This window comes from Alcaligenes sp. PF14 (assembly GCF_037150615.1).
Lineage (GTDB): Bacteria > Pseudomonadota > Gammaproteobacteria > Burkholderiales > Burkholderiaceae_B > Alcaligenes > Alcaligenes phenolicus.
In genome coordinates this window covers 171,358-192,275 of record NZ_JBAGRS010000001.1, presented here as the reverse complement: position 1 = coordinate 192,275, position 20,918 = coordinate 171,358, and the positions used below count along the sequence as shown (strand labels likewise).

The window sequence follows — 20,918 nt, the reverse complement described above, 5'->3', positions numbered from 1 at the left end:
GTATCCATGTAATATATTAGTAGAAGAAAAAAGGCCTGCCATGGCCTGACGGCAGGTCACCTATACATAAAACCCGCCACAAGAGCGGACCTACAGGAGACACCAATGACAGCCGTATCCCCCAATGTGGCCAATCGCCTGGAGCGATTGCCCATGACACGCTATCAACGCATGCTGTTCGGTATTATCGCGACCGCCTGGTTCTTTGACTCCATGGACCTGGGCATCATGACTTTTGTTTTAGGTTCCATCAAAGTAGAAATGGGGCTCAGCACCGCGCAAGCGGGGATGCTGGCCAGCTCCAGCTTTTTAGGCATGTTTTTGGGTGCTGCCATTGCGGGCATTCTGGCAGACAAGTACGGGCGCAAACCTGTCTTTCAATGGAGCATGATTTTTTGGGGTGTAGGAAGCCTGGCCTGTGGCCTGTCCCAAAACGTCGAGCAGTTGATGGCGTTTCGGGTGCTGCTGGGGTTTGGCATGGGAATGGAATTTCCCATCGGCCTGGCCATGGTCTCGGAGATTGTGCCCGCTAAAAGTCGCGGTCGATATATTGCGATTCTGGAAGGCTTCTGGCCGCTAGGCTTTATCAGCGCCGGGATTCTGACATATCTGAGTCTGGACTATATAGGCTGGCGCGGAATCTTCATCGCCCTTTCTATCCCTGCCCTGTTTGTGTTCGTGATTCGTCGCTGGGTTCCTGAATCCCCCCGCTGGCTGGAAGAGGCAGGCCACAACGACCGCGCCGAACAAGTCACAACGGCTTTTGAACACAAAGTCATTCAGGCCAACGGCGGCCAGGCTCTGCCCTCTCCCCTGCCCCCCCACCCCTTGCGAGAAGCTTAAGCGTGGCGCGCTGTTTGCCCAGCTTTGGCAAGGCCAATACGCCCGCCGTACCCTGATGCTGTGGATGCTGTGGTTCTTCTCCTTGCTGGGCTACTACGGTCTCACTACCTGGCTGGGCGCACTGCTACAACAAGCCGGGTATGAAGTCACCAAGTCCGTTACCTACACCATCTATATTTCCCTGGCCGGTATTCCAGGCTTCATCTTCTCGGCCTGGTTGCTGGAGAAATGGGGACGCAAGGCAACCATGGTCTTGATGCTATTCGGTAGCGCAGGCTGTGCCTTTATTTATGGCCATGTCGCCACCAGCCAAGCACCTGTGGCCCAATTGATTGGCGCCGGTTTGTGCATGCAGTTCTTCATGTTTGGCATGTGGTCGGTTTTGTATGCCTACACCCCCGAGCTGTACCCCACGCGGACACGCAGCACAGGCGCAGGTTTTGCCTCTTCCATTGGCCGACTGGGTTCCTTGTTCGGACCGCTGCTGGTGGGCTTTATCCTGCCCTGGACCGGTCATGCAGGCGTTTTCACCTTGGGGGCTATTTCCTTTTCTATTGCAGCGTTGGTGGTGATTGCATTGGGGGTGGAAACCAAGGGACGTTCGCTGGAGGAAGTTTCGGCTTAAGAGACTGATTCAATTGATGATTAGTTAACTTAATGCTCAATAAAAAACCCGTGTCAGCCTATGTCGCTGACACGGGTTTTTAGCTTATGAATGGCCAAACTCAATTCCCAGTGCCGCTCAGAAACAAAACGAACTGAACGCGCCCCTCCCCAGTTGCTCAAGCCCGCCACAAGCAGATAAACCACTATTCAAAGCAAGGGTTTGGGCAAGCCAAACTCGATATCAAAACCCCTATTTTTATGCGCCATAAATCTGCGCAAAGCGCTGTTTATTCAAAAATAAGTCCGCAAGCTAAAATCCCGTCTGGCATTTCAAAATATATATAATTTGAAATGCCAAACATAACTAAAATCAAATACGAAACCCGACGCGCGCAAACCGGAGACGCTACATGAGTATTCCCTCCTCCTCTGATGACACTTTGCTGGCCACCCAGGCGTTTCAGGCATTTCGTCATTTATTGGCTACAGGGCAGGTACGCGCGGGGCAGATGGTGTCGATGGCGGAGCTGATGAAATTAAGCGACTTCCCTCTGGCCCCAGTGCGTGAAGCCGTCAAACGCGCTGCGGCTGCCGGGCTGGTGTCCATCCTGCCCAAGCGGGGAGTGCTGGTTCTGGAGGCAACCACGGAAGCGCTACGGGAATGCTTTCAGCTGCGCTGTGTCTTTGATCAGGAGGGGGCCAGGATACTGGCTAGCTGTGCCAAGCAGCCCGCATTGGAGAGTTTGCGGGACAAGCACGAGAAGATTCTGGGGCAGGCACAAAGCGGCCTTGTTACCACCGCTTTGCAGATTCAGGCCATGGAAGTGGACTGGGCCTTGCATCGCTATCTGGCTCAAGCACTACAGAACCGCTCGGCCATGACAATCTACGAAGAGAACTGTGATCGCATCAATGTGCTGCAGCACTCGCGCCGCCCTTTACCCGAGCGCATTGTGCCCGCCATGAAGGAGCATTTACAGATTCTGGATACGCTTCAGGCAGGAAACCCCGAAGCGGCCATGCAAGCCGTGCGCCACCATCTGGCACAAACACTGCGATGGTGGGGCGCGGTCGATGTTTAATTGACAATAACGGGCTCTTGTTCCAACTCCACGCCGAAGCGTTCCCGAACAGAACCCCGAATCGCCTGGGCCAGGCGTTCAATATCATGCGCAGTTCCGCCACCATGATTTACCAGCACCAAAGCCTGGCGATCGTGCACGCCCACGGCACCATCACGCTTGCCTTTCCAGCCACACTGGTCAATCAACCAGCCCGCCGCTAGTTTGCATTGGCCCTGCCCAACTTCATAAGAAACCAGATTGGGCCATTGCTGCTTCAAGGCATCACGCTGCTCGGTCTGCACAAGGGGATTCTTGAAGAAACTGCCCGCATTACCCAAGACACGAGGGTCAGGCAATTTTTGACGGCGAATCTCGCAAACCGCATCAAAAATGCTTTGCGGGTCTGGCTCACCCGCCAAATGAGCTTGCTTATTAAGATCGGGGTACTCCAGCACCGGCGTCCACTGACGAGGTAAGGCAAAGCGCACCGCCAGAATCAACCAGCTCCCAGCCGGATCGTGCTTGAAGCGACTGTCTCTATAAGCAAAGCCACACTCGGCCGCAGACAGCTCCACCTCTTTGCCTTCCTTAAAACTCCAGGCCAGTACACTGTGCACCCGCTGCTCCAGCTCCAAGCCATAAGCACCAATATTTTGTACAGGCGCAGCACCTACCGTACCGGGAATCAAAGCCAGGTTCTCCAGACCGGGCCAGCCTTGATTCAAACAATACTGCACAAAGTCATGCCAGCATTCACCCGCCTGCGCTTCCACGATATAGGCATCGTCCCGCTCCTGCAGTAAACCAATCCCTTTGCTTTCTACCTTGATCACCAGGGCATCAACTTGCTCGGCCAGCACCACATTGCTGCCACCGCCCAGCACAAAGATACGCTCCCCCTGCTCCACCAGCGCTTGCAAGGCAGGCAGCTGGGTAACATTGTCATACACCACCAGGTCGCGCGCGCGGCTGCCCAAACCCAAGGTATTAAAAGAGCTCAAATCCACATTACGCTGCCTGTCCACGGCCCTGTCCCACGATCAAAGAAAGCAGTAAGCATAGCTCGGACAGACAATTTTCCGGAAAAATTTACAGAATCTATTGACAAGCTTCTTTGCTGCAGTCTATAGTTACGTTCTTGCTTAGCGCAGCGTCGGTTTCGCAGCAAAAAGCAGTTTGAAGGCAGGCTAGTTCGTTAGGCAGTACTGATAAAAAGCTTAGGCAAAATATCAAAAACGCTTGACAAACAAAGATAGCCACTCTAAACTAGCTTTCTTTACTTAATAAGCAATAGCTAATAAGTAAAACGCTGAAAACAGATTCAATCTGCACAGCAAAATGCGGGAGTAGCTCAGTTGGTAGAGCGCAACCTTGCCAAGGTTGAGGTCGCGAGTTCGAGACTCGTCTCCCGCTCCAGATTCCTAAGGGAAGCCTAGGCTTCCCTTTTTAATCGACCACGGCGCAATGGCAGAGTGGTTATGCAGCGGATTGCAAATCCGTCTAGGTCGGTTCGATTCCGGCTTGCGCCTCCAGTAATTCTGGTCACAAGTCGGTAGTGCAGTAAAAAATGCGGGAGTAGCTCAGTTGGTAGAGCGCAACCTTGCCAAGGTTGAGGTCGCGAGTTCGAGACTCGTCTCCCGCTCCAAATTCAAAAAGCCCAAACTTCGGTTTGGGCTTTTTTCTTTTCTGCTGCAGGCAAGCGTTAGAGCAGCTAAAACACCATAAGAGCAAACCGATAGTTCCACCACGCTCTGATGTGGGTCCACCCTACACGCTTAAAGCTAGCCCCTCATCAAGAATTAGCACTCTACATTGCAGCGATGTCTGGAACGCTGCGCCTACGAACGCAGTGCCTCCATACAGACTGAATACACCAGCCACCTACCGCGCCCGCAGCAAAGAAAACCAAGCACGCTTTGCACAGCCCAGATCCGGCTGCTGCCAGTACCAGGCCTTTAGGTTAATATCGCATTTCGCACACGGATACATTCCGCAAATCTGCCGATTTGACGCCGTTGGACAGCTGCTTGAGTCCGTATCACGGCACCAAGCTCCTCTAAACCCGTCAACGAACCCACTGTAGAACGTGATGGCCTTGATTAATCCTGTACGGAACACGCTGCTTGACCTGGCACCGGTACAAGCCGTCGCGACCAGCTTGAAGCGGCTTGTATCTGGCAAGCATAGGAGCGGGCTATACAAGGCTGGGGCCATCACAGTTCTGGCCATACTGCTGAGCGGCTGCGCCGGCGTCAAAATCGCCACCGTCAGCACCGAGGATTACATTGCCCAGCGCCGTGGCGATATTCTGACTACCAACAAGCTCAGCGCCTCTGCACGCGATACGCTGACCAGTCTGGCTATCGCGCCCGAGCAATGCGCTAAAGACATTCCCCACTGCTCCTCCAGGCTGACCGAGCTATGGAACCTGGACACCGAGCAGCGCATGGCCACCCTGGCCGAGATCTGGACGCAAGAGGCCTTGCGCTTGCAAGGTCGGCGCAATGCCCGGCCAGACTTCTCGACCGAGCTGTTCGATGCCTATCTGCAAAGCGCCCGCTATGCCTACGCCTATCTGTTCTTCACGGATCGCAGGCCAGGAGACCGGGCATTTGAAGACCGCCAGACCCAGGTGCGTGACTACTACAACTACGCGGTGCAGCAAGCGACCATGCTGCTGTTTGCCAAGTATCACGACACCAGCTACGCCTTCCAGAAAACTATCGAGATTGGTCGGTGGCGTATTCGTGGTGATCTGTCCCAGGTACGCGATGCCACCGCCCCTCAGCCCCATGAGCTGATTCCGGCCTCCCAATTAACATTCCGCGGGGTGCGCAGCATTTATCGGCGCGACGGTTTTGGAGCCGAGATGGTGGTCGTGAACGAGTCAAAGGATGTCACGCCAAACAGCTTTCAAAGCACTTATAGCGAGCCGCCCTTCCAGGCAGTGACGGGGATTATTACTTTCCCCGGCGAAACCCTGTCCCAGGTTCTGCAAACTCGCGACGCCACCATTATTGGCTACGATCCGTACCAGCAAACCAGCGTCAAGCTGAAAGACGTGCAAGTGCCCTTGGCGGCCAATTACACCTCTGCCTACGGGCTATGGCTGGCGCGCTCGGACTTCTCGACCCAGGCTTTGCGCACCGTCCTGGGACGGGACGGTGGTATTGAATCCCCGCATGTGTTCCTGCTGCAACCCTATGACCCGAATCGCCGCGTCATCATCATGCTGCACGGCCTGGCCAGCAGCCCGGAAGCCTGGATTAACGTCGCCAATGAGGTGCTGGGCGATGAGGAGTTACGGGATCGCTATCAGATCTGGCAGGTCTACTATCCAACCAATCTGCCCCTGCCATATAACAATGCCGAAATTCGGAAAGCCCTGACAGAAACATTCCGGCATTTTGATCCGGACAGGAAGGCCATTGCCTCAAACAATATCGTGGTGATCGGCCATAGCATGGGCGGTGTGCTGGGACGTTTGCTGGTGTCCTCGTCCGACAATCTGCTGGAAGACGCAGCCCGCGACCGTTATCAAATGGATGATGTCAGCATTGCCAGAATGAATCAGGAGTTTGGCAATGTGGTGCACTTCTCTCCCCTGCCCGGCGTGACGACAGCCATCTTTATTGCTGCGCCTCACAAGGGCACGCCGTTTGCAGGAAATCGTATTTCACGCTTGGCGGCAGCACTGATTACCTTGCCGGTTACGGTGGTGACTCAACTCAACAAACTTAGCCAGGTGGCGGTTGGCAATACGCCCGCCAAAGACGAGATGCTGATCCTGCCCAATGGCGTGGAAAGCCTGCGCGACAGCGATCCCTTCATGCAGATCACCTCCAAAATGCCGATCTCCACGCAAGTGCGGTATCACAGCATTATTGCCAATTACACGCCCAAAAAAGACCTGCTGTATTCGGACGATGGGCTGGTGCCCTATCAAAGCTCCCATCTACCTGGTGCGACCTCGGAACTGGTGATTCCCTTCTCCCACAGCGTACAGGAAACGCCCGAGGCAATTCTGGAAATTCGGCGGATTTTGCGGGAGCAGTAGCAGCAAAACACATGCTCCACCTGACAGGGCCCCTCTACCGACTCTTTCAAGTTACTCCCGCTTCATCGCCTTTTCATAATCCCAGCCGCCACCCAGCGCCTTGTACAGATCCACCATATTCTGCAACTGGTTTTCCCGCACGGCGATGACCTGGTTTTCTGCCTCGTACAGATTCCGCTGCGCATCTAGTTGTTCCAGATAAGACGCATAGCCAGCCTCATAGCGATTGCGGGCGTGTTCCAAGGAGCGCTTCAAGACGTCCCGACGCGCGGTCACGTGGCTTAACTCTTCCGCAAAACGACGCTGGCCCGCCAAGGCGTTTTCCACTTCGGAAAAGGCCGTCAAAACAACGCCGCGATACGCAAAGGCCGCCTCATCGCGCTGAGCTGTTGCAGAATCAAACTGCGCCTGCAAACGACCACGGTCAAAAATTGGTGCCAGAATGCTGCCACCCAAACTCCAGATCTTGGTCGGGTCATAACTCAAGGCGCTGACGTACAAAGCCCCTGCCCGTGCCGACAAGGAAACCTGCGGCAAAAAGGCAGCCCGGCTGGCTGCCATGGACGCGTCCTTGGAAGCCAAACCGAGCTCTGCTCGCGCAATATCAGGACGGCGGCGTAGCAGCTCGGACGGCAAGCCAGAGCTCGGTGCAGGCAGCTCTAAAGCCGACAAGGTGGAACTGGAGTTCTGTTCATAAGCCGCAGGCAACTCCCCGGACAAGAGACGCAAAGCGTTGTGATGACGGCTAATCGCCAATTCCAGCTGTGGAATATGCTGCTCTACCGCTTCCAGCTCGGACTGGGCCTGGGTCAACTCCAGCTGGGAGATATAGCCCGCATCAAACTTTTCCTGCGCCAGGCGCAAGGCTTCTGTCCGGGAGGTAGAGGTGGCCTTGGCCTGCTGCAACTGTGCATCCAGACCCAGCAAGGCAATATAGGTACGTGCTGTCTCGGAGGCGACGCTCAAGGCAATGGCATCATAATCCGCCTGCGTAGCAGACAGTTTGAGTTCAGCCGCTTTCGCCTGCGAACTCAAGCGCCCCCAGAGATCCAGCTCCCAATTCAATTGCACGGCAGGCTGTACCGCACGGCTGATTGCCATACCGCCAGGCCCCAGGGCCCGCTCTGCATGCGCGCCTGTGTCAAAGGACAAGGAAGGGCCCAAGGACGAATCCGCCAGCTGCACCGCGGCCCTTGCCTGTTCGATGCGGGTAGCAGCACTCAAGATATCGTTATTACGTGCCAAGGCAGCTTCTACAAGTGCACTCAAGCCGGGATCGTTAAAGGCTTTCCACCAGGCCGAATCGACCACAGTGCCTTCAGAGGATGCTCCTATCCACCCGGATGGCACGGCTACCTGCGCCTGCTCGGGTGCGACCCGGTAAGCAGGCATACAGCCGGACAACAGCGCCGCGCCACTTAAGATGGCCATGCCATACGTTCTTGCAGACAGGGTCATTGTTCATGCTCCTGTTTTGTTTGATCAGGCTTATCGGAAATATCCACCTTGGCAATCACGGACATGCCGGGTCGCAAACGCTCCATACCGGGCTGATCCGCATCGATAGCAATGCGTACCGGCAAGCGCTGAACAACCTTGGTGAAGTTGCCACTGGCATTATCCGCGCGCAGCACGGAAAACTCGGAGCCCGTGGCCGGGGCAATACGCTCTACATGACCTTGAAACTCTGTGCCATCCAGACCATCAACGGTGAATCGGGCCAACTGCCCCACATGAATACCCGCCGTCTGCGTTTCCTTGAAGTTCGCCACTACCCAACGGGTATCCGGCACCAGAAACAGCAGTTGCGAACCTGCCGTCACATACTGCCCCTGACGCACAGACGCTTCGCTGATCTGACCGGCTGCAGGCGCGGTCACCACGGTGTTATCCATATCGATGCGAGCCAAGCCCAAGGCGGCTTCAGCGGATTTCACCTTGGCCTGCAAGGTCGCCCGAGCCACCTCGGTGGACTTGATGGTTTCTTCGGCAATCGCAATGTTTGCCTTGGCTTGCAGCATATTGCCGCGCCCCAGCTCGGCAGTCGCTACAGCCTGATCTCGCTCTCGCACCGAGATCGAACCTTTGTTTGCCAATTCCCTGGCACGATTACGATCCGCCTCGGAGCGACGGGCTTCAGCCTGAGCAGACACCAAGGCCGCCTTGCGAGCATCCAGGCTGGCGCGGTTCTGTGCTTGGGCTTGATCCAGATTCGCCAACTCAGCCAAAGCCGCATCCAGTTGAGCCTGCGCCTGATGCAGTTTTTCTTTATAAATGCGCTCATCAATGCGCACCAAAGGCTGGCCCGCCTGGACTCGCTCAAAGTCCTGCACCAGTACCTCGGACACATAACCGCTTACCTGCGGTGCCAGCACCGTCATCTGCCCACGTACATAGGCGTTGTCGGTAGTGACGCGAGTGGTGTTGAACGGCCCCAGGTTCCAAGCCCACAAGATCAACAGCAAACCTCCCAACAATACAAAGGCCATCGCAATGACACTGCGTTTGCTGGGTTTGATGATCTTGGGCGGCAGAGAAGGTTCAGTATTCGGACCCAACTTGCCATCGTTATCCGAGTCTGTCGGCGCGGCAAGCTCACTATTGCGATCCTGAGTTTCAGATGAAGTGTCTTGACTCATAAATACGGACCAGGTTTAAGAATTCGAAGAAGTGCCAGCAGCGGCTTGCGCTCGTCTGGACTGAATAGCGGGGCCAGCGGCCAGCAACACGGGCCACAGCAAAAAGCCCGTCGCCAGAATGCCAATCAACAGAAAAACATCGTTGTACGCCCTGACACTGGCCTCGCGGCGGGCAATCTGTGCCAACTGAGCCGTGCCCGTCGCCGCCCTCAACATCGGATCGGTCACCGTTGGCCCTACAGCCTGTTGCTGCTGTTTCAGACGATTGGCCACCAAAGGCTCAGCCACATTCACATGGCTGACAATGGCCGCGTAATGATGCTGCTGTCTCTGCTGCTGAAACGTGCTCAACGTGGCAGTGCCCATCAATCCGCCCAAGGTCTGGGTAACATTGAGCAGCACAATAAAAGTCACGATATGGTCGGGGCCATACTTGAAGGCTTGCTTGAAGCCAATCATCACCAAGGGCCCCATGAACATGCCCGCGCCAATGGACAGCACGAACTGGCTATAGAAAAAGTCCTGCGGGCGGTCCAGGCTGGTACGCCCAAAATCCATGAAGCTGGACACGCCAATCAGCAAAATCGCGGCAAACACCTGTACCAGAATCGTCTTGGGCCCAAAGGTGATGGCGCTGAGCACAATGCCGCACACAATGCCCACAAACACCACCCAGAACAAAGGCTGCATCTGCTCCGAGCCCATGCCCAAACTGCGCAGCATATTAACCATGCCGTAGTTCTGCTCGGTCGTGATGAAGCGCAAAATCATGGCCCCGACGGCAAAGTAAATGGTGGAACCCTGCGCCAACCACCGCACTTTCAGCAAAGGATTGACGCGGTGATATTCCAGAAACGAACAGACGGTGAACAGGAACAAGGACGCCATCGCCATCCAGGCCAGGCTTGTGTCGTTGAACCACCAGCGGATATAGCCTTGCGTCAAGAATGCGATCAGCAAACCGGCAGCCGGAGCAAACAAGGCAAAAGCCAGGAAGTCCAGTTTTTCAAACGCCTTGATCTGATAGCCGGGGGGCAACTTCAGCAGCACTACTGCCGCAAAGGAGCACAAGGCCATGCCCGCCTCAAAGCTATACAGGCCGTGCCAATTCCCCAGCTCTATCAAGGACGGCGACAGCACCCAGGCCAAGGGCGTCGCCATTTGCGTGATACTCACTCCCAGCACCAAAGCCTTACCTAGCAGGCGTCTGGGGAAAGCTTGCAGCATGTACAAGACGCCCAGGGTGCTAGCCGCCGCACCAGAAAACCCGCTGGCACCACGCAGAAAAATCAGTGATTCAGCACTATTAATGGATAGATGCAGCAAGGCCAGAACGGCATACAAACCCAGGCCTATCTCGGCAAACAGGCGCATGCCATATTGCTGCCTGAACTTGAACACCAGCAAATTGGCGGTGATATTGACCATGGCATAGGCTGCGGGCAACCAGGCTGCCTCGGAGGGCGTCAACCCCAGCTCCCCTTGCAGCGTCGGCAAATTCACCGACACCAGGGCATTACCCAAACCACCTGTCAAACCAACCAGAATCGCAACCAGACCATAAGCCATACGGATATGCGATTCATGATGAGGTGCCGATGGCGAGCCCGGCATGAAGGGCTTTTCATGCTCCTCCCAATGTGGATGCGGCTTGATGTACTGACTCATTCAGGCTCCCAATCGGGAGCATTACGGTCCACCTGCAACAACACGCCTTCACACAAGAACTTCAGCGAGCGTTTTACGAACAGTAGCCTTTCCTTGTCCGTGCGCCCCCGCAAGCTGGCAGCCAGCATGCCAATCAACAAGGGAATGTCCGTGGGCTGCAAGGCCGGGTTGCACTGCCCGGCGGCCTGCCCCATTGCCAAGGGTTCGCGCGCCAGATCAACCAAACGTGCGCGCACCCCCACAATGGTGGGGTGATTGGGGTCAATCGCCTTCCAGTAATCCGACATGGGAGCCGACTCCAGCGCGAACCCTGCCAGCACCTGCATCAAGACCTTGAAGTCCTGGGCATTGCCTTTGCGCTTGCTTAAGAAGCGCTCTTCAATCCGGTCTGCTGCCCGTATCAGCAACGCCTCCATCAAGGCAGCCCGATCAGGGAAATTGCGATAGAGCGTCGCCCGTCCTACCCCTGCCTGCGACACAACCTGATCCAAAGGGGCCGTGACACTACACTTGCTAAAGACCGTGTTAGCCGCATCCAGCAACAGTTCCCGGCGTTCCAAGGCATCAGAACGATTAGGTAAATTCCGGTTTTTCATTCCGAAATTATACGGACAGTTTTGTCCGCTTAAAAAGGCATCAAGCTAAAAAAGCTGTAAGAAACGATATTCCATATATGAAATAAAGCCTGCCAAGGCACGCAGGAAAAGTCCGGGGCTGGCTGTCTGCCTTTATTGCAAAAAAAACGTACTCCGACGAAAAAGACGCGACCGCAAGCAGTCGCGCCCTGTTCTATTCAGATCCCACCGCGCAGGCCCTTAGCCCACTTTGGAACCACTCGAACTCTCCTTGGGCTGCTTCTTCAGCCAGCTGTCATGCAGCCATTTTTCAGTTTGCCTATGCCCGGGAAAGGTAATCCATGTGATGTCACGTTCAAAGATCATAGGTTGCTCATCCGGGCCCACAATCACCCAGAACCACAGACGATCCTCCAGATTGCGAGCCTTCACCTTCATCCCGGTCAAGGTGACCGTCTCCATACGGCCATTACGCTCCACACGAATCGGCTCGTCATGCTTGTCGATCCAATGAATTTCCATGCGAGGCAACAAGTCAGGAGCATACTGCTGCAGGAACGCACGTGCGATTTCCTCACTGCGCTGGCTGTCTGGCAAAGGACGGCCCACCAGGTCCAGAGAGATATTGGCAAAACCTTTAAGGCGACCTGACGGCGCAATTACCGAACTAAAGTGCTCGCCTTCCAGACCGGCATTACGTCCGTCCTTGCGCTCATAGCGCGTCAACACAACGGCCTCACCATCCGCACTGACCTGACGGCTCATGACCTGGGCATGGGTTTCCGGAATAAAGGCATCAATAGAAGGGCTGGCAAGCGTGCTCATGGCATTCTCCGAAATGGAAAGGACATTCTGTTGAGCCTGAGCAGGAAAAACCCAGGCCGTTTGCATCATCAAAGCGGCAAACAAGGATGGCAAAGAAAGATGGACTCGCATAAGGCGGACTCCTGTGAAAAGAAAGCATCACGCTAGAGAAAACGAACTTCATGGGCCCGTTCTCAAAATCAGCTTTCAGAAAAACGGCCAAGTTTTCCAGCTGGTAACTCAAGGCCGTAAAACCAAGACAGGTCTAAAGAGCTAGAGCGCGCGGCCTTGCTCTACAGCTTGCGTCTGAACATAATTCAGAGCGCATAAGCCAATCACGATCAAGCTAAAGTGCACCATCTGGACTGGCCCCTGCTTGAGCCAATACCCAAACCACAAACCGCCGCAGATGAAAAACAACCACAAAAAAACAAACAGGCTCAAAGCCAGTACCGCGCGATTGCGAGCACGTAAAAGAACACAAGCCTTTTGCACCCAGAAAGCCTTTGCATAAGAGAGGGCGGCCCACCACAGCAAGATGGCACAAGTCAGCTGGACAGCAGCCACCACATATAAAACCACCGGAGCCCACTGCGCCGACCAAGCCCTCCACAACAAGCCTGCACCCAGCAGCTCCTCCGCCATCACCAAATCCATAGAAAGCGTATGGCTCAGCAGTAAACGATTAGTCCCGGAATCCGTGACGTTGTTAATGACGGCAATCGACAACCACATAGCCAAGCCACCCAGGATCAGCAAACGACTAAACGCAATAAGACGTATCGACATAATCCCTACCTCATCACAAGGAATACTGATTCAAGATGGGCCAGCCACGCTCTTGTGCTATGCCCATCAAATTCGGGTCTCCTGCTATCACCCGCGGAAAACCGACAAGCTCCAGCATGGGCAGATCAGAAATGTGATCGCCGTACCCATAACAATCCGCAGCGCATCCTGCCTGACGCTCCAGAAACCGTTGAACGGCTCGCCGCTTCCCTTCGCCAATGGTCTGTATTCCCATGATTTCACCGGTGTAATTGCCCGCGAGAATCTCCAACTGATTAGCCAGCACATAGCGCACGTCCAGATCTCGAGCCAGGGGCTGCAGAATGTCGCAACTGGAGCCAGATACAAACACAGGCTGAACGCCATTGCGCTGATGCTCCCGCAAAGCCTGGATGGCTGGCTGAATGTAGTAGTTCTCTTGCTGGCGCATTTGCTGATGCCAGTCTGCTATCGCTGCTTGTAAATCAGTTTGTCTGCAGCCCTTGAACACATGCCAGAACAAGCGATTAATTTCGTCTCTGGATGTACCATCGGCAATCTGTCCACGCATTCGCCGCTCAGCTTCTTGACTAGCAGCCTCACCGCCCTCTTGTCCAAGCGTTTTACACCAGTAGTAATTGCGAAAACTGAACATGCTTTTCATGTTGATGAGAGTTTCATCAACATCAAAAAATGCAAATTGAATTGTTCCCATCCCCTGCCTTTCCTTAAGTTCGACCAGGACAAAATCCTGGTCGACGATCTTTCAAAAAACCGTAATCGCTCTACAGCAAGGCTTGCTCTGGGCAAGAAGCCGTTGCCTGATTCGATAGAAAGGCAGAGACATCATCCGTGACATCGCTCTGGGCATTGAGCATGCCCAACTCATTGACATACTGCTGGACAACACTGGCGGCCAACTGGTTTTCCTTCTGAGTAATCAGCACATCATCAAAGACCGTGAACTTGACTTCCATACCTGCAACGACTGCACCGCCCTGATAAATATTCATGTCAGCATGGAACCAGACCCGATCCGCCCTGAGCTTTTTCTGCTCCAGAACGTGATAGCGGATTTGAGCGGGCAAAGGAAACGCAAACGCCTGAAACCGCATCGTCATCGTGTTGATCACAAAGTAGCGCTTGGGTGCTTGGTAGTCTTCCAGGCAAAACCGCTCCGTTACCGCCAAAAACATCTGACGGCACGCCTCTGTCAGCACCATTCCCTGCACATGCTGTCCAGTCAGATGGTCCAGCATCAGCTCGTTCCGATCATCCAGCATCAAGTCCGCAATAAAGCCACCATCTTGCGCAACTTCAGGTACGGAAATCAGAGTGTTTTCCGGGCGATGCTTATGTACCAGGGGCTTGGCAGCCAGGCGCTTCCCTCGCCATGTGTGCCAATGCTTGAACTCCTGAAGCAGGCCTTTACTGATACCTACAAACCAGGCATGACTGACCTGCTCCTGACTCAAACCCTGGCCAGCGATCAACTGCCGGCCAGCCAACGGTCCACGTTCAGGAGACTCGTCATGCAACAGCTTCATCAGACGCTCATACAGCAATAAATTTTCATTCTGAGCAAAGCGGTCAAAGCCCTTCGGAACAACAATAAGTACTTCCATTTTTCTACTCTCCCTTAAAAATTCTTGACGCTGATGTTTTGCAAAGGCACTTATTAACTGAGCCCTTCTCATCTTTCCGTGATAGCTGTCTTTTTTCTTATTGCTTGTTAACGAGCACCTCACTGCGCCTTAATCCACTAAGGGCATAGATCGCACATCCTGCCAGCAAGCCAGCCAGCAATAAATACGTATCCTCCAAAGGCCAGGCCGCAATCTGCTGAGCCACCCAAGGCCCCAGGCTTGCGCCGATGAACAGCACAAAGGTGTAAAGCGATACCGCCAAACCTCGTACTGACAATTCGCTTAGCCCGGCTACTCGAGCGATCAGGCTCGGCACACTGATACCAATCCCAGCCACAAAGATGAAACTGGCTCCAAGCAGTCCCAAAGGATGGGCCTGTCCGGCTAACGCACTGAGTGCCAGGCCGGTGGCAGCACACACCAGGCCAGCGCTCAGTACTCGCTGAGGCCCCATTCTGGGCATGACCAGCGCCACCAATAAAGGCATCAAAAAGGCAGGGGCAACCAGAGCGCGCGTCATCATGGGAGACAGGCCCAACTGTGTGAACTGCGCAGCCAGCTTGCTATCAAGCGTCATATAAAAGGCAACAAAGCACAGCAGCAGAAAGAAGGCCGGCACATAGACACGCAGCAATCCGGGGTTGGCCAGCAGTCGGCCCACCGATCGGTAATTGCGCAGAAAACCGTGCAGGCCCTGCGACTCCATCTCATCTGCCGCTCTGCGCCATAAGCGCCATGCCGTCAGCATGAAAATGCCACTCAAGGGCAAGAAAGCCGCTCCTAGCCCCCAACGACCGGCAATCAAGCCGCCATATATTTGCCCCAGCAGGCCTGCCGACAAAAAGGCGGTGCTCATCCAGGCAACACTCCACATCCTCTGTCGTGGACTGCCCCGCTCTGCCAGATAGGCAATCGCCACCGGAGGAAATGAAGAAGCAGCCAGCCCCTGACACAGCCGGCCAACAACAATGGCGGCAGGTGACTGCACCACCGCCAGCAAAGCAGTCAGTCCGGCCAAAGCCAGCAAGCCGCCAACCATGACCTTGCAGCGCCCCAAGCGATCCGACAGCGGTCCAAAAATCAGAAAACCCAAGGCGTAGGCAAACCCAAAACTGCTGACCATGCCTGTTGCACCCACCCCGTAGGATTGCTCCAGGACGGCAAGCACCGGCAAAGGCAGATAAAGCAAAGAGACGACGGACAAGGCACAGATCACCATCAATGCCCGCAGGCCCGTACCTACAGATCCCTCTTCATGTGCGGATACATTCATCTTTAATGTTCCTGGCTGTTATACAGTAAGCTACATATCTGTTTAAAAAAAACGGCAGACAACTATCCGCCGTTTGTCTTGGGCAACACGCCTTCCTGCTTAATCTTGAACATCAATCGAATCAGCATCTCCCGCTCTGATTCATCGAAATGGCTCATCAGCTTGGCAACCCACACATAATGCGCTGGCAAGGCTTGGCCCAGCACCTGTGCCCCGTGCTCGGTCAATCGAACCACCCAGGCACGACGATCTTGCGGGTGCTGCTCCCGATCACACAGGCCTGCTGCTTCCATGCGATCAATAATGCGTGTCATGGTTTGCGACGTCACCGACACCCCGTCGGCCAGTACACCAATACTCAGCCCCTCTGGATTGCGTTTCAGCAAAATCAGAACAAAGAACTGGGTCTGAGACAAACCGCTTGTCCGATCAAGATTGGCCTCAAACGCAGACAACATCTCGCTGGTGGCAGAAGCCCAGATCAACCAGGTATGCAAACCATCCACATCCGGATTGCTGTACTCGGCTCCCAGCGTTACCAATGTGTCGTAACTGGGAAGGTCCTTGAGTTCAAACATCGCGCCACCAAATAATCACCATGGCTGAAATGTAGCTGACTACCTATCTGCAGGTCAAGCGCTTTGACATTGGGGCAAGTCATGACAGGCAAAGACAAGATTCAGTCTTGCTCCTGTAGCCTGTTTAAAGAAATAATCTGGATACTCCAGCCCCTGACAACGCACTCCATGACACCCCAAACCGCCATCCGCATGGCATCCTACAACAACCAGATGAACCGCCGTCTTTACAATGCAGCGGCGAGCCTTTCAGCGCAGGACTTGCATCAGGAACGCGGGGCTTTCTTCGGTTCGCTGTTCAAGACCATGATGCACATTGCTGTGGGAGACACCGTCTGGCTGCAGCGCTTTGCCCGGCATCCTGATGCCCACGTCTTGCGCGAGCAAATCGGCGTATTTGCCAAGCCACGTGCACTGGACCAGCAGTTGTTCGACACCTTGGCAGAACTGAATCAGTACCGTCACAAGCTGGACCGGATCATTATTGATTGGGCCGCCACGCTGACACCGGAGCAACTGGGCCAAACGCTACGCTACAGCAATATGGCGGGCCAGAGTATGGAGAAGGATTTTGCGCTTTTAGTGACGCACTTTTTTAATCACCAGACTCACCATCGCGGTCAGGCCAGCACCTTGTTGTATCAGGCAGGTGTCGATATTGGGGTGACTGATTTATTGGCTTTGGTGTCCTGATTTTGTAGCCCGCAGGCCTCAAAGCAGACCGACAGCGCTGTACTTGTAGCTCAAGGGCTACAAGATCTCGGTGTCCGAGATACAGCAAGCAACCTATCCGCTTCCAATAAAAAAGCCTGCTTGGCGATGGCAAGCAGGCTTTTGCATCAGGCTCTACTGCCTGCACCTTTCTCTCTTAATACTGCGCCCGCAAGGACAGCATCACGTTCTGGGGCGCCCCATACCAGCCCTGGTTATAAAACCCGATCTGCGAGTAGTACTTCTTGTCGAACAGGTTATTCACGTTCAGCGTGGCGGACATGCGCTTGTTGAAGTCATAGCGCGCCATCAGGTTGACGATGGCATAGCTGCCCTGCTCTACCTTGACCACTTTACGGCCCGGTGCGGTCGCATCCTGGTACATGCGGTTTTGCCAGTCGATACCACCACCCACTGTCAGCCCTTGCCAATCGCCCTGCAAACGATAGGTGGTGTAGAGCTTGAACAAAGTACGCGGCTTGCTGGTGTTGATGGGTTTGCCTTGTGCATCCTTGGCCGTGAAGGTCGTCAAGCTGCTGGCCAGGTTCCAACCGGGCATCAACTCCCCGCCCAGCTCCAGTTCGATACCTTCTACCTTGGCTCCTGACACGGGGCGATAGGCGGGGGTATTGGGCGGCGCGCCGATCACATTATTGCCAGTGGCTTCGGCAAGATTGTCCTGGCGGGTCTGGAACACGGATACCGCCCCATTCAAGCGGCCATCCAGCCAGGCGGCCTTCAAGCCCAGTTCGTAGCTTTTACCCGTGATGGGAGCCAGAAGATCACCCTGTTCGTTGCGGGCGTTCTGCGGTTTGAAGATTTCCGTATAGCTGGCGTAAGCCGTGTAGGTGTCGTCAAAGTCGTAGATCAGGCCGGCATAAGGGATGAACTCATTGCGGTTGCGATACTGGCGTTTGGCACCAAAGTAGGTCTGGTCCGTCTCCCAGTTACTCAAGCGTCCACCTACCATCAAGCGCAGATTATCCATCAAGGAAAAACGCCCTACGGCATAGGCACCAGACTGTCTGTTGTTCATGTCATCCGCCTGGGAGGGCTCGCCTGACCACACGGGTTCGGGCACGCGGCCCGGCTGATAAAAACTGCCCGCATCCGGCAAAGGTGCCAGGGCGCGATACTGCGGGAAGGAGACGCGGTCCTGGGACATCATCCAGCCCGCAGAGAACTCATGCTCTTTACCGAACAGCTCGAAGGGGCCGGACAAAGAGGCATTGAATGCCTTGCGACGCACATCCCCCTTGTAATAGGAATAGGAGTTGGCAGTACCCAAGCCGGTTTCCCGATCCGGGTAGCCGCCCCGGAAAATCTGCTTCATGGATGCATCGGTGTGCGACTGGTTATAAGTCAGGCGCAGCTTCAAGTCATTGGCAAACTGATGGCTCAAATCCAGAAAGCCCGTGGTGGTGTCATTCTCGATGCGCGACCAGTCCGTATTGTTGGAAACAGAGCGCTTGAAGTCTGTACGCGAACCATCGCTATAGAACAGCGGAAAACCACTGCCAAAGCCATTGTTCGAGCTGGACTGATAGGCCACTCCACCAGTCAATTCCATGCCGGGCATCAGGTCAGCCGTAATCACGCCATACAAGGTGCGCGTCTTGGTGTCCTGCAAACTGGTGTAGCTATTGGCCTTGCCATAAGCCCCCACAATACGCCCGCGAATACGGCCATCTTCGGTAATGGGTGTGGAAACATCGGCATAACCACGGGCAAAGTCCCAGCTGCCTACGTTCACGCCCCCCGATGCTGCAAAATCACGCAAGGGACGCTTGCGTACATAGTTGACCGAGGCCGAGGGGCTGCCCGCCCCCGTCATCAAACCTGTCGCACCGCGCACCACTTCAACCCGATCAAACACCACCAGGTCCAGATTGCTTTCACCAAAAGCCCAGGGCGAGAGCACAGGCTGGGTCCAGCCATCAAACTGATAGTTATCGATACCAAAGCCACGCGAGGAAAAGGAATAACGGTTGGTATCGCTGCGCGTCACGGAAATACCCGGGGCGCTTTGCAGGGCATCGGCCGTTGTCTGCATACCGCGATCTTCCATCATCTGGCGGGTCACCACGCTGACCGACTGCGGTGTTTCACGAATGGACAGTGACAAACCCGTGGCTGTGCTCATTGCCTTGGTAGTGTAGGACTGGCTGGTTTCGGTCACCCCCGGATCTCGATTGCCTTTGATCGTAATTGTGGACAGCTCCACGGGGGATTGATCAGGAGCCTTGTCCTGTGCCCAGGCTGGGCTGCCCGCGGCCGCCAGCAGCATGGCGGAGCGAGTAAGAGGTGTCAGCAAACGCACTCGCAGGCGAGCAGAGCTGGAAGAAACGGCAAACATGAAGGTGGATCTCAGCAAAGGTTTTAGATGCGAACAATTATCATCTTCATGCTTGAGAGCGATGTATTCACAAACGCAAAAACGCTATGCCAAACATCAGTCCTGCCTATGACACGGCCCGATCTGCACGCTTTTGCAGCCAAAGCCAAGCGACAAGACTGGCAACTACGGCCAACAGCATCGCGGCCGCCATGCGCACAGGCTGCCCGTAAACCCAAGGTACGCACCAGCCACTGACCAGGGAAAAGGTAGCCATCTGACAAAACCCCAGCAAGGAAGCCGCCAGCCCTGCGCGTGCGGGAACCTGCACCAAGACCTGCATGGTCATCACCGGAAACAGCATGGCCAGCCCGGCGGCAAAGAATGCCGGCAACCCGACCGCCCACAGCAACGCGGGTTCTGCAGCACGTGCCAGGTAGGCGACATAGGCCAGGCAGCTCCCCAGCATCAAGCCATAGGCACAAGTAATCAGCTTGCGCGCTTCCCAACGTCGGGAGAGCAGAGCCGAGGCCAAGGCTCCCGCGCTGGCCCCAATCACCAAGGGCACGAACAAGGCAGCAAACGCGGTCTCGGGCAGCTTCAAGGTATGGGTGATGAAGTCAGGCGCGGCGCCAATCAAAAATGCCTGCGCACCGATCAACAAGCTCAAAGCCAGGCTCATCCCCATAAAAGAGATATTGCGCAGCAAAAACCATAGCTCGACCCGCAACTGCGACCAGACCAAAGGCTGGCGTCTGGACGTCGGCAAGGTCTCTGGCAGGCGCAGCGCGCACAGGCAAGCAGCCAGCGCGGCCAATACGGCCAGCATCCAGAACACGGAGCGCCAGCCCAGATGGGCGATCAACTGCCCGCCCACAATCGGCGCCAGCGCGGGCGAGACATTGAACACCAGCACGATATAAGAAAATGTGCGCTGCGCCTGCTGCCCCTGATAGCAATCACGCACCATGGCCTGCCCGATGACCAAGCCAGCTCCGGCGGACAAGCCCTGCAGGACACGGCCCGCCAACAAGAACGAGAAGCTGGGCGCTACAGCCGCCATCACAGAACCTGCCACATAAACCAGCAAGGAAACCAGCACCACTGGCTTGCGTCCCCAGGCATCGGAGAAGGTACCATGCAAGAGCAACATGGCCGCATACGCAGACATATACACACCCAGGGTCTGCTGCACGCTGTGTGGCGGCACATTGAATTCCTGTTCCAGAGAGCTGAATGCAGGTAAATAGGCATCAATGGTGGCCGGTGCCACGCAGGCCAGCAGGCCCAACATCAAAACCATCAAGGGATACGGAGGAAGCAGGAAAGGCGGCACAGTCAAATACAAAAA

The 20,918-nt window shown here is 55.2% G+C and carries 16 protein-coding genes, 3 tRNA genes and 1 pseudogene; 7 read left to right on the top strand and 13 right to left on the bottom strand.

Features of this window, described 5'->3' with window-relative positions:
* Nucleotides 1–105 precede the first annotated feature (105 nt).
* Both WFM49_RS00855 and WFM49_RS00850 read left to right on the top strand, forming a co-directional pair.
* Nucleotides 106–1,468, top strand: a pseudogene (locus WFM49_RS00855) (MFS transporter).
* Nucleotides 1,469–1,859: 391 nt separating this feature from the next.
* Nucleotides 1,860–2,531, top strand: coding sequence for a GntR family transcriptional regulator (locus tag WFM49_RS00850; RefSeq protein WP_336971224.1), 672 nt, complete (start codon nucleotides 1,860–1,862; stop codon nucleotides 2,529–2,531).
* Here the strand turns inward: WFM49_RS00850 and murB are convergent.
* Nucleotides 2,528–3,538 (bottom strand): UDP-N-acetylmuramate dehydrogenase, encoded by a 1,011-nt coding sequence (murB, locus tag WFM49_RS00845; RefSeq protein WP_336971222.1) that lies wholly within the window; start codon nucleotides 3,536–3,538, stop codon nucleotides 2,528–2,530. The genes WFM49_RS00850 and murB overlap by 4 nt on opposite strands.
* A gap of 315 nt (nucleotides 3,539–3,853) precedes the next feature.
* Between murB and WFM49_RS00840 the strand changes: the two genes are divergently transcribed.
* The 4 genes from WFM49_RS00840 to WFM49_RS00825 all read left to right on the top strand — a co-directional run bounded on the left by WFM49_RS00840 (nucleotide 3,854) and on the right by WFM49_RS00825 (nucleotide 6,570).
* Nucleotides 3,854–3,929 (top strand) — tRNA-Gly (locus WFM49_RS00840).
* A 42-nt stretch (nucleotides 3,930–3,971) separates the two neighbouring features.
* A tRNA-Cys gene (locus WFM49_RS00835) sits at nucleotides 3,972–4,045 on the top strand.
* Nucleotides 4,046–4,082: 37 nt separating this feature from the next.
* Nucleotides 4,083–4,158 (top strand) — tRNA-Gly (locus tag WFM49_RS00830).
* A gap of 444 nt (nucleotides 4,159–4,602) precedes the next feature.
* Nucleotides 4,603–6,570, top strand: a complete 1,968-nt coding sequence (locus WFM49_RS00825) for an esterase/lipase family protein (RefSeq protein WP_336971220.1) — start codon at nucleotides 4,603–4,605, stop codon at nucleotides 6,568–6,570.
* Between the two features lie 51 nt (nucleotides 6,571–6,621).
* On the opposite strand, the gene WFM49_RS00820 is transcribed toward WFM49_RS00825, so the two are convergent.
* The 10 genes from WFM49_RS00820 to WFM49_RS00775 all read right to left on the bottom strand — a co-directional run bounded on the left by WFM49_RS00820 (nucleotide 6,622) and on the right by WFM49_RS00775 (nucleotide 16,521).
* A complete protein-coding gene (locus WFM49_RS00820) occupies nucleotides 6,622–8,028 on the bottom strand; it encodes an efflux transporter outer membrane subunit (protein ID WP_336971218.1) in 1,407 nt (468 codons plus the stop codon).
* The gene (locus WFM49_RS00815; RefSeq protein ID WP_336971216.1) at nucleotides 8,025–9,209 is read right to left on the bottom strand and encodes an HlyD family secretion protein; all 1,185 of its coding nucleotides are present in this window, start codon (nucleotides 9,207–9,209) and stop codon (nucleotides 8,025–8,027) included. Before WFM49_RS00815 ends, WFM49_RS00820 begins: the two co-directional genes overlap by 4 nt.
* Nucleotides 9,210–9,224: 15 nt before the next feature.
* Entirely contained in the window at nucleotides 9,225–10,877 is a 1,653-nt protein-coding gene (locus WFM49_RS00810) for an MFS transporter (protein WP_009459744.1), read from the bottom strand.
* Nucleotides 10,874–11,473, bottom strand: a complete 600-nt coding sequence (locus WFM49_RS00805) for a TetR/AcrR family transcriptional regulator (RefSeq protein WP_336971214.1) — start codon at nucleotides 11,471–11,473, stop codon at nucleotides 10,874–10,876. The genes WFM49_RS00810 and WFM49_RS00805 overlap by 4 nt, the downstream gene beginning before the upstream one ends.
* Nucleotides 11,474–11,692: 219 nt before the next feature.
* On the bottom strand, nucleotides 11,693–12,388 hold the full coding sequence (locus tag WFM49_RS00800; RefSeq protein ID WP_009459746.1) for a hypothetical protein: 696 nt from the start codon (nucleotides 12,386–12,388) through the stop codon (nucleotides 11,693–11,695).
* Between the two features lie 141 nt (nucleotides 12,389–12,529).
* The gene (locus WFM49_RS00795; RefSeq protein ID WP_009459748.1) at nucleotides 12,530–13,045 is read right to left on the bottom strand and encodes a DUF2165 family protein; all 516 of its coding nucleotides are present in this window, start codon (nucleotides 13,043–13,045) and stop codon (nucleotides 12,530–12,532) included.
* Between the two features lie 13 nt (nucleotides 13,046–13,058).
* Entirely contained in the window at nucleotides 13,059–13,739 is a 681-nt protein-coding gene (locus tag WFM49_RS00790; RefSeq protein ID WP_009459750.1) for an HAD family hydrolase, read from the bottom strand.
* A gap of 70 nt (nucleotides 13,740–13,809) precedes the next feature.
* Entirely contained in the window at nucleotides 13,810–14,649 is an 840-nt protein-coding gene (locus WFM49_RS00785; protein WP_009459752.1) for an AfsA-related hotdog domain-containing protein, read from the bottom strand.
* 97 nt (nucleotides 14,650–14,746) lie between these two features.
* Nucleotides 14,747–15,943, bottom strand: coding sequence for an MFS transporter (locus WFM49_RS00780; RefSeq protein ID WP_009459753.1), 1,197 nt, complete (start codon nucleotides 15,941–15,943; stop codon nucleotides 14,747–14,749).
* Between the two features lie 62 nt (nucleotides 15,944–16,005).
* Nucleotides 16,006–16,521 carry a MarR family winged helix-turn-helix transcriptional regulator gene (locus WFM49_RS00775; protein WP_009459754.1) on the bottom strand — a complete coding sequence of 172 codons (516 nt, stop codon included), beginning with the start codon at nucleotides 16,519–16,521 and terminating at the stop codon, nucleotides 16,006–16,008.
* Nucleotides 16,522–16,689: 168 nt separating this feature from the next.
* Between WFM49_RS00775 and WFM49_RS00770 the strand changes: the two genes are divergently transcribed.
* On the top strand, nucleotides 16,690–17,214 hold the full coding sequence (locus WFM49_RS00770) for a DinB family protein (RefSeq protein ID WP_336971209.1): 525 nt from the start codon (nucleotides 16,690–16,692) through the stop codon (nucleotides 17,212–17,214).
* A gap of 175 nt (nucleotides 17,215–17,389) precedes the next feature.
* Here the strand turns inward: WFM49_RS00770 and fauA are convergent, their stop codons facing one another.
* Nucleotides 17,390–19,588, bottom strand: coding sequence for a TonB-dependent alcaligin siderophore receptor FauA (gene fauA, locus WFM49_RS00765; protein WP_336971207.1), 2,199 nt, complete (start codon nucleotides 19,586–19,588; stop codon nucleotides 17,390–17,392).
* A 106-nt stretch (nucleotides 19,589–19,694) separates the two neighbouring features.
* On the bottom strand, nucleotides 19,695–20,870 hold the full coding sequence (locus WFM49_RS00760; protein ID WP_336971787.1) for a Bcr/CflA family efflux MFS transporter: 1,176 nt from the start codon (nucleotides 20,868–20,870) through the stop codon (nucleotides 19,695–19,697).
* Nucleotides 20,871–20,918 lie beyond the last annotated feature (48 nt).

Coding starts and splice junctions, on each gene's coding strand:
- fauA (WP_336971207.1), bottom strand. CDS start 19,588: ATGTTTGCCGTTTCTTCCAGCTCTGCTCGCCTGCGAGTGCGTTTGCTG.
- WFM49_RS00820 (WP_336971218.1), bottom strand. CDS start 8,028: ATGACCCTGTCTGCAAGAACGTATGGCATGGCCATCTTAAGTGGCGCG.
- WFM49_RS00760 (WP_336971787.1), bottom strand. CDS start 20,870: ATGGTTTTGATGTTGGGCCTGCTGGCCTGCGTGGCACCGGCCACCATT.
- WFM49_RS00775 (WP_009459754.1), bottom strand. CDS start 16,521: ATGTTTGAACTCAAGGACCTTCCCAGTTACGACACATTGGTAACGCTG.
- WFM49_RS00800 (WP_009459746.1), bottom strand. CDS start 12,388: ATGCGAGTCCATCTTTCTTTGCCATCCTTGTTTGCCGCTTTGATGATG.
- WFM49_RS00815 (WP_336971216.1), bottom strand. CDS start 9,209: ATGAGTCAAGACACTTCATCTGAAACTCAGGATCGCAATAGTGAGCTT.
- WFM49_RS00770 (WP_336971209.1), top strand. CDS start 16,690: ATGACACCCCAAACCGCCATCCGCATGGCATCCTACAACAACCAGATG.
- WFM49_RS00795 (WP_009459748.1), bottom strand. CDS start 13,045: ATGTCGATACGTCTTATTGCGTTTAGTCGTTTGCTGATCCTGGGTGGC.
- WFM49_RS00805 (WP_336971214.1), bottom strand. CDS start 11,473: ATGAAAAACCGGAATTTACCTAATCGTTCTGATGCCTTGGAACGCCGG.
- WFM49_RS00825 (WP_336971220.1), top strand. CDS start 4,603: ATGGCCTTGATTAATCCTGTACGGAACACGCTGCTTGACCTGGCACCG.
- WFM49_RS00810 (WP_009459744.1), bottom strand. CDS start 10,877: ATGAGTCAGTACATCAAGCCGCATCCACATTGGGAGGAGCATGAAAAG.
- WFM49_RS00790 (WP_009459750.1), bottom strand. CDS start 13,739: ATGGGAACAATTCAATTTGCATTTTTTGATGTTGATGAAACTCTCATC.
- WFM49_RS00850 (WP_336971224.1), top strand. CDS start 1,860: ATGAGTATTCCCTCCTCCTCTGATGACACTTTGCTGGCCACCCAGGCG.
- WFM49_RS00780 (WP_009459753.1), bottom strand. CDS start 15,943: ATGAATGTATCCGCACATGAAGAGGGATCTGTAGGTACGGGCCTGCGG.
- WFM49_RS00785 (WP_009459752.1), bottom strand. CDS start 14,649: ATGGAAGTACTTATTGTTGTTCCGAAGGGCTTTGACCGCTTTGCTCAG.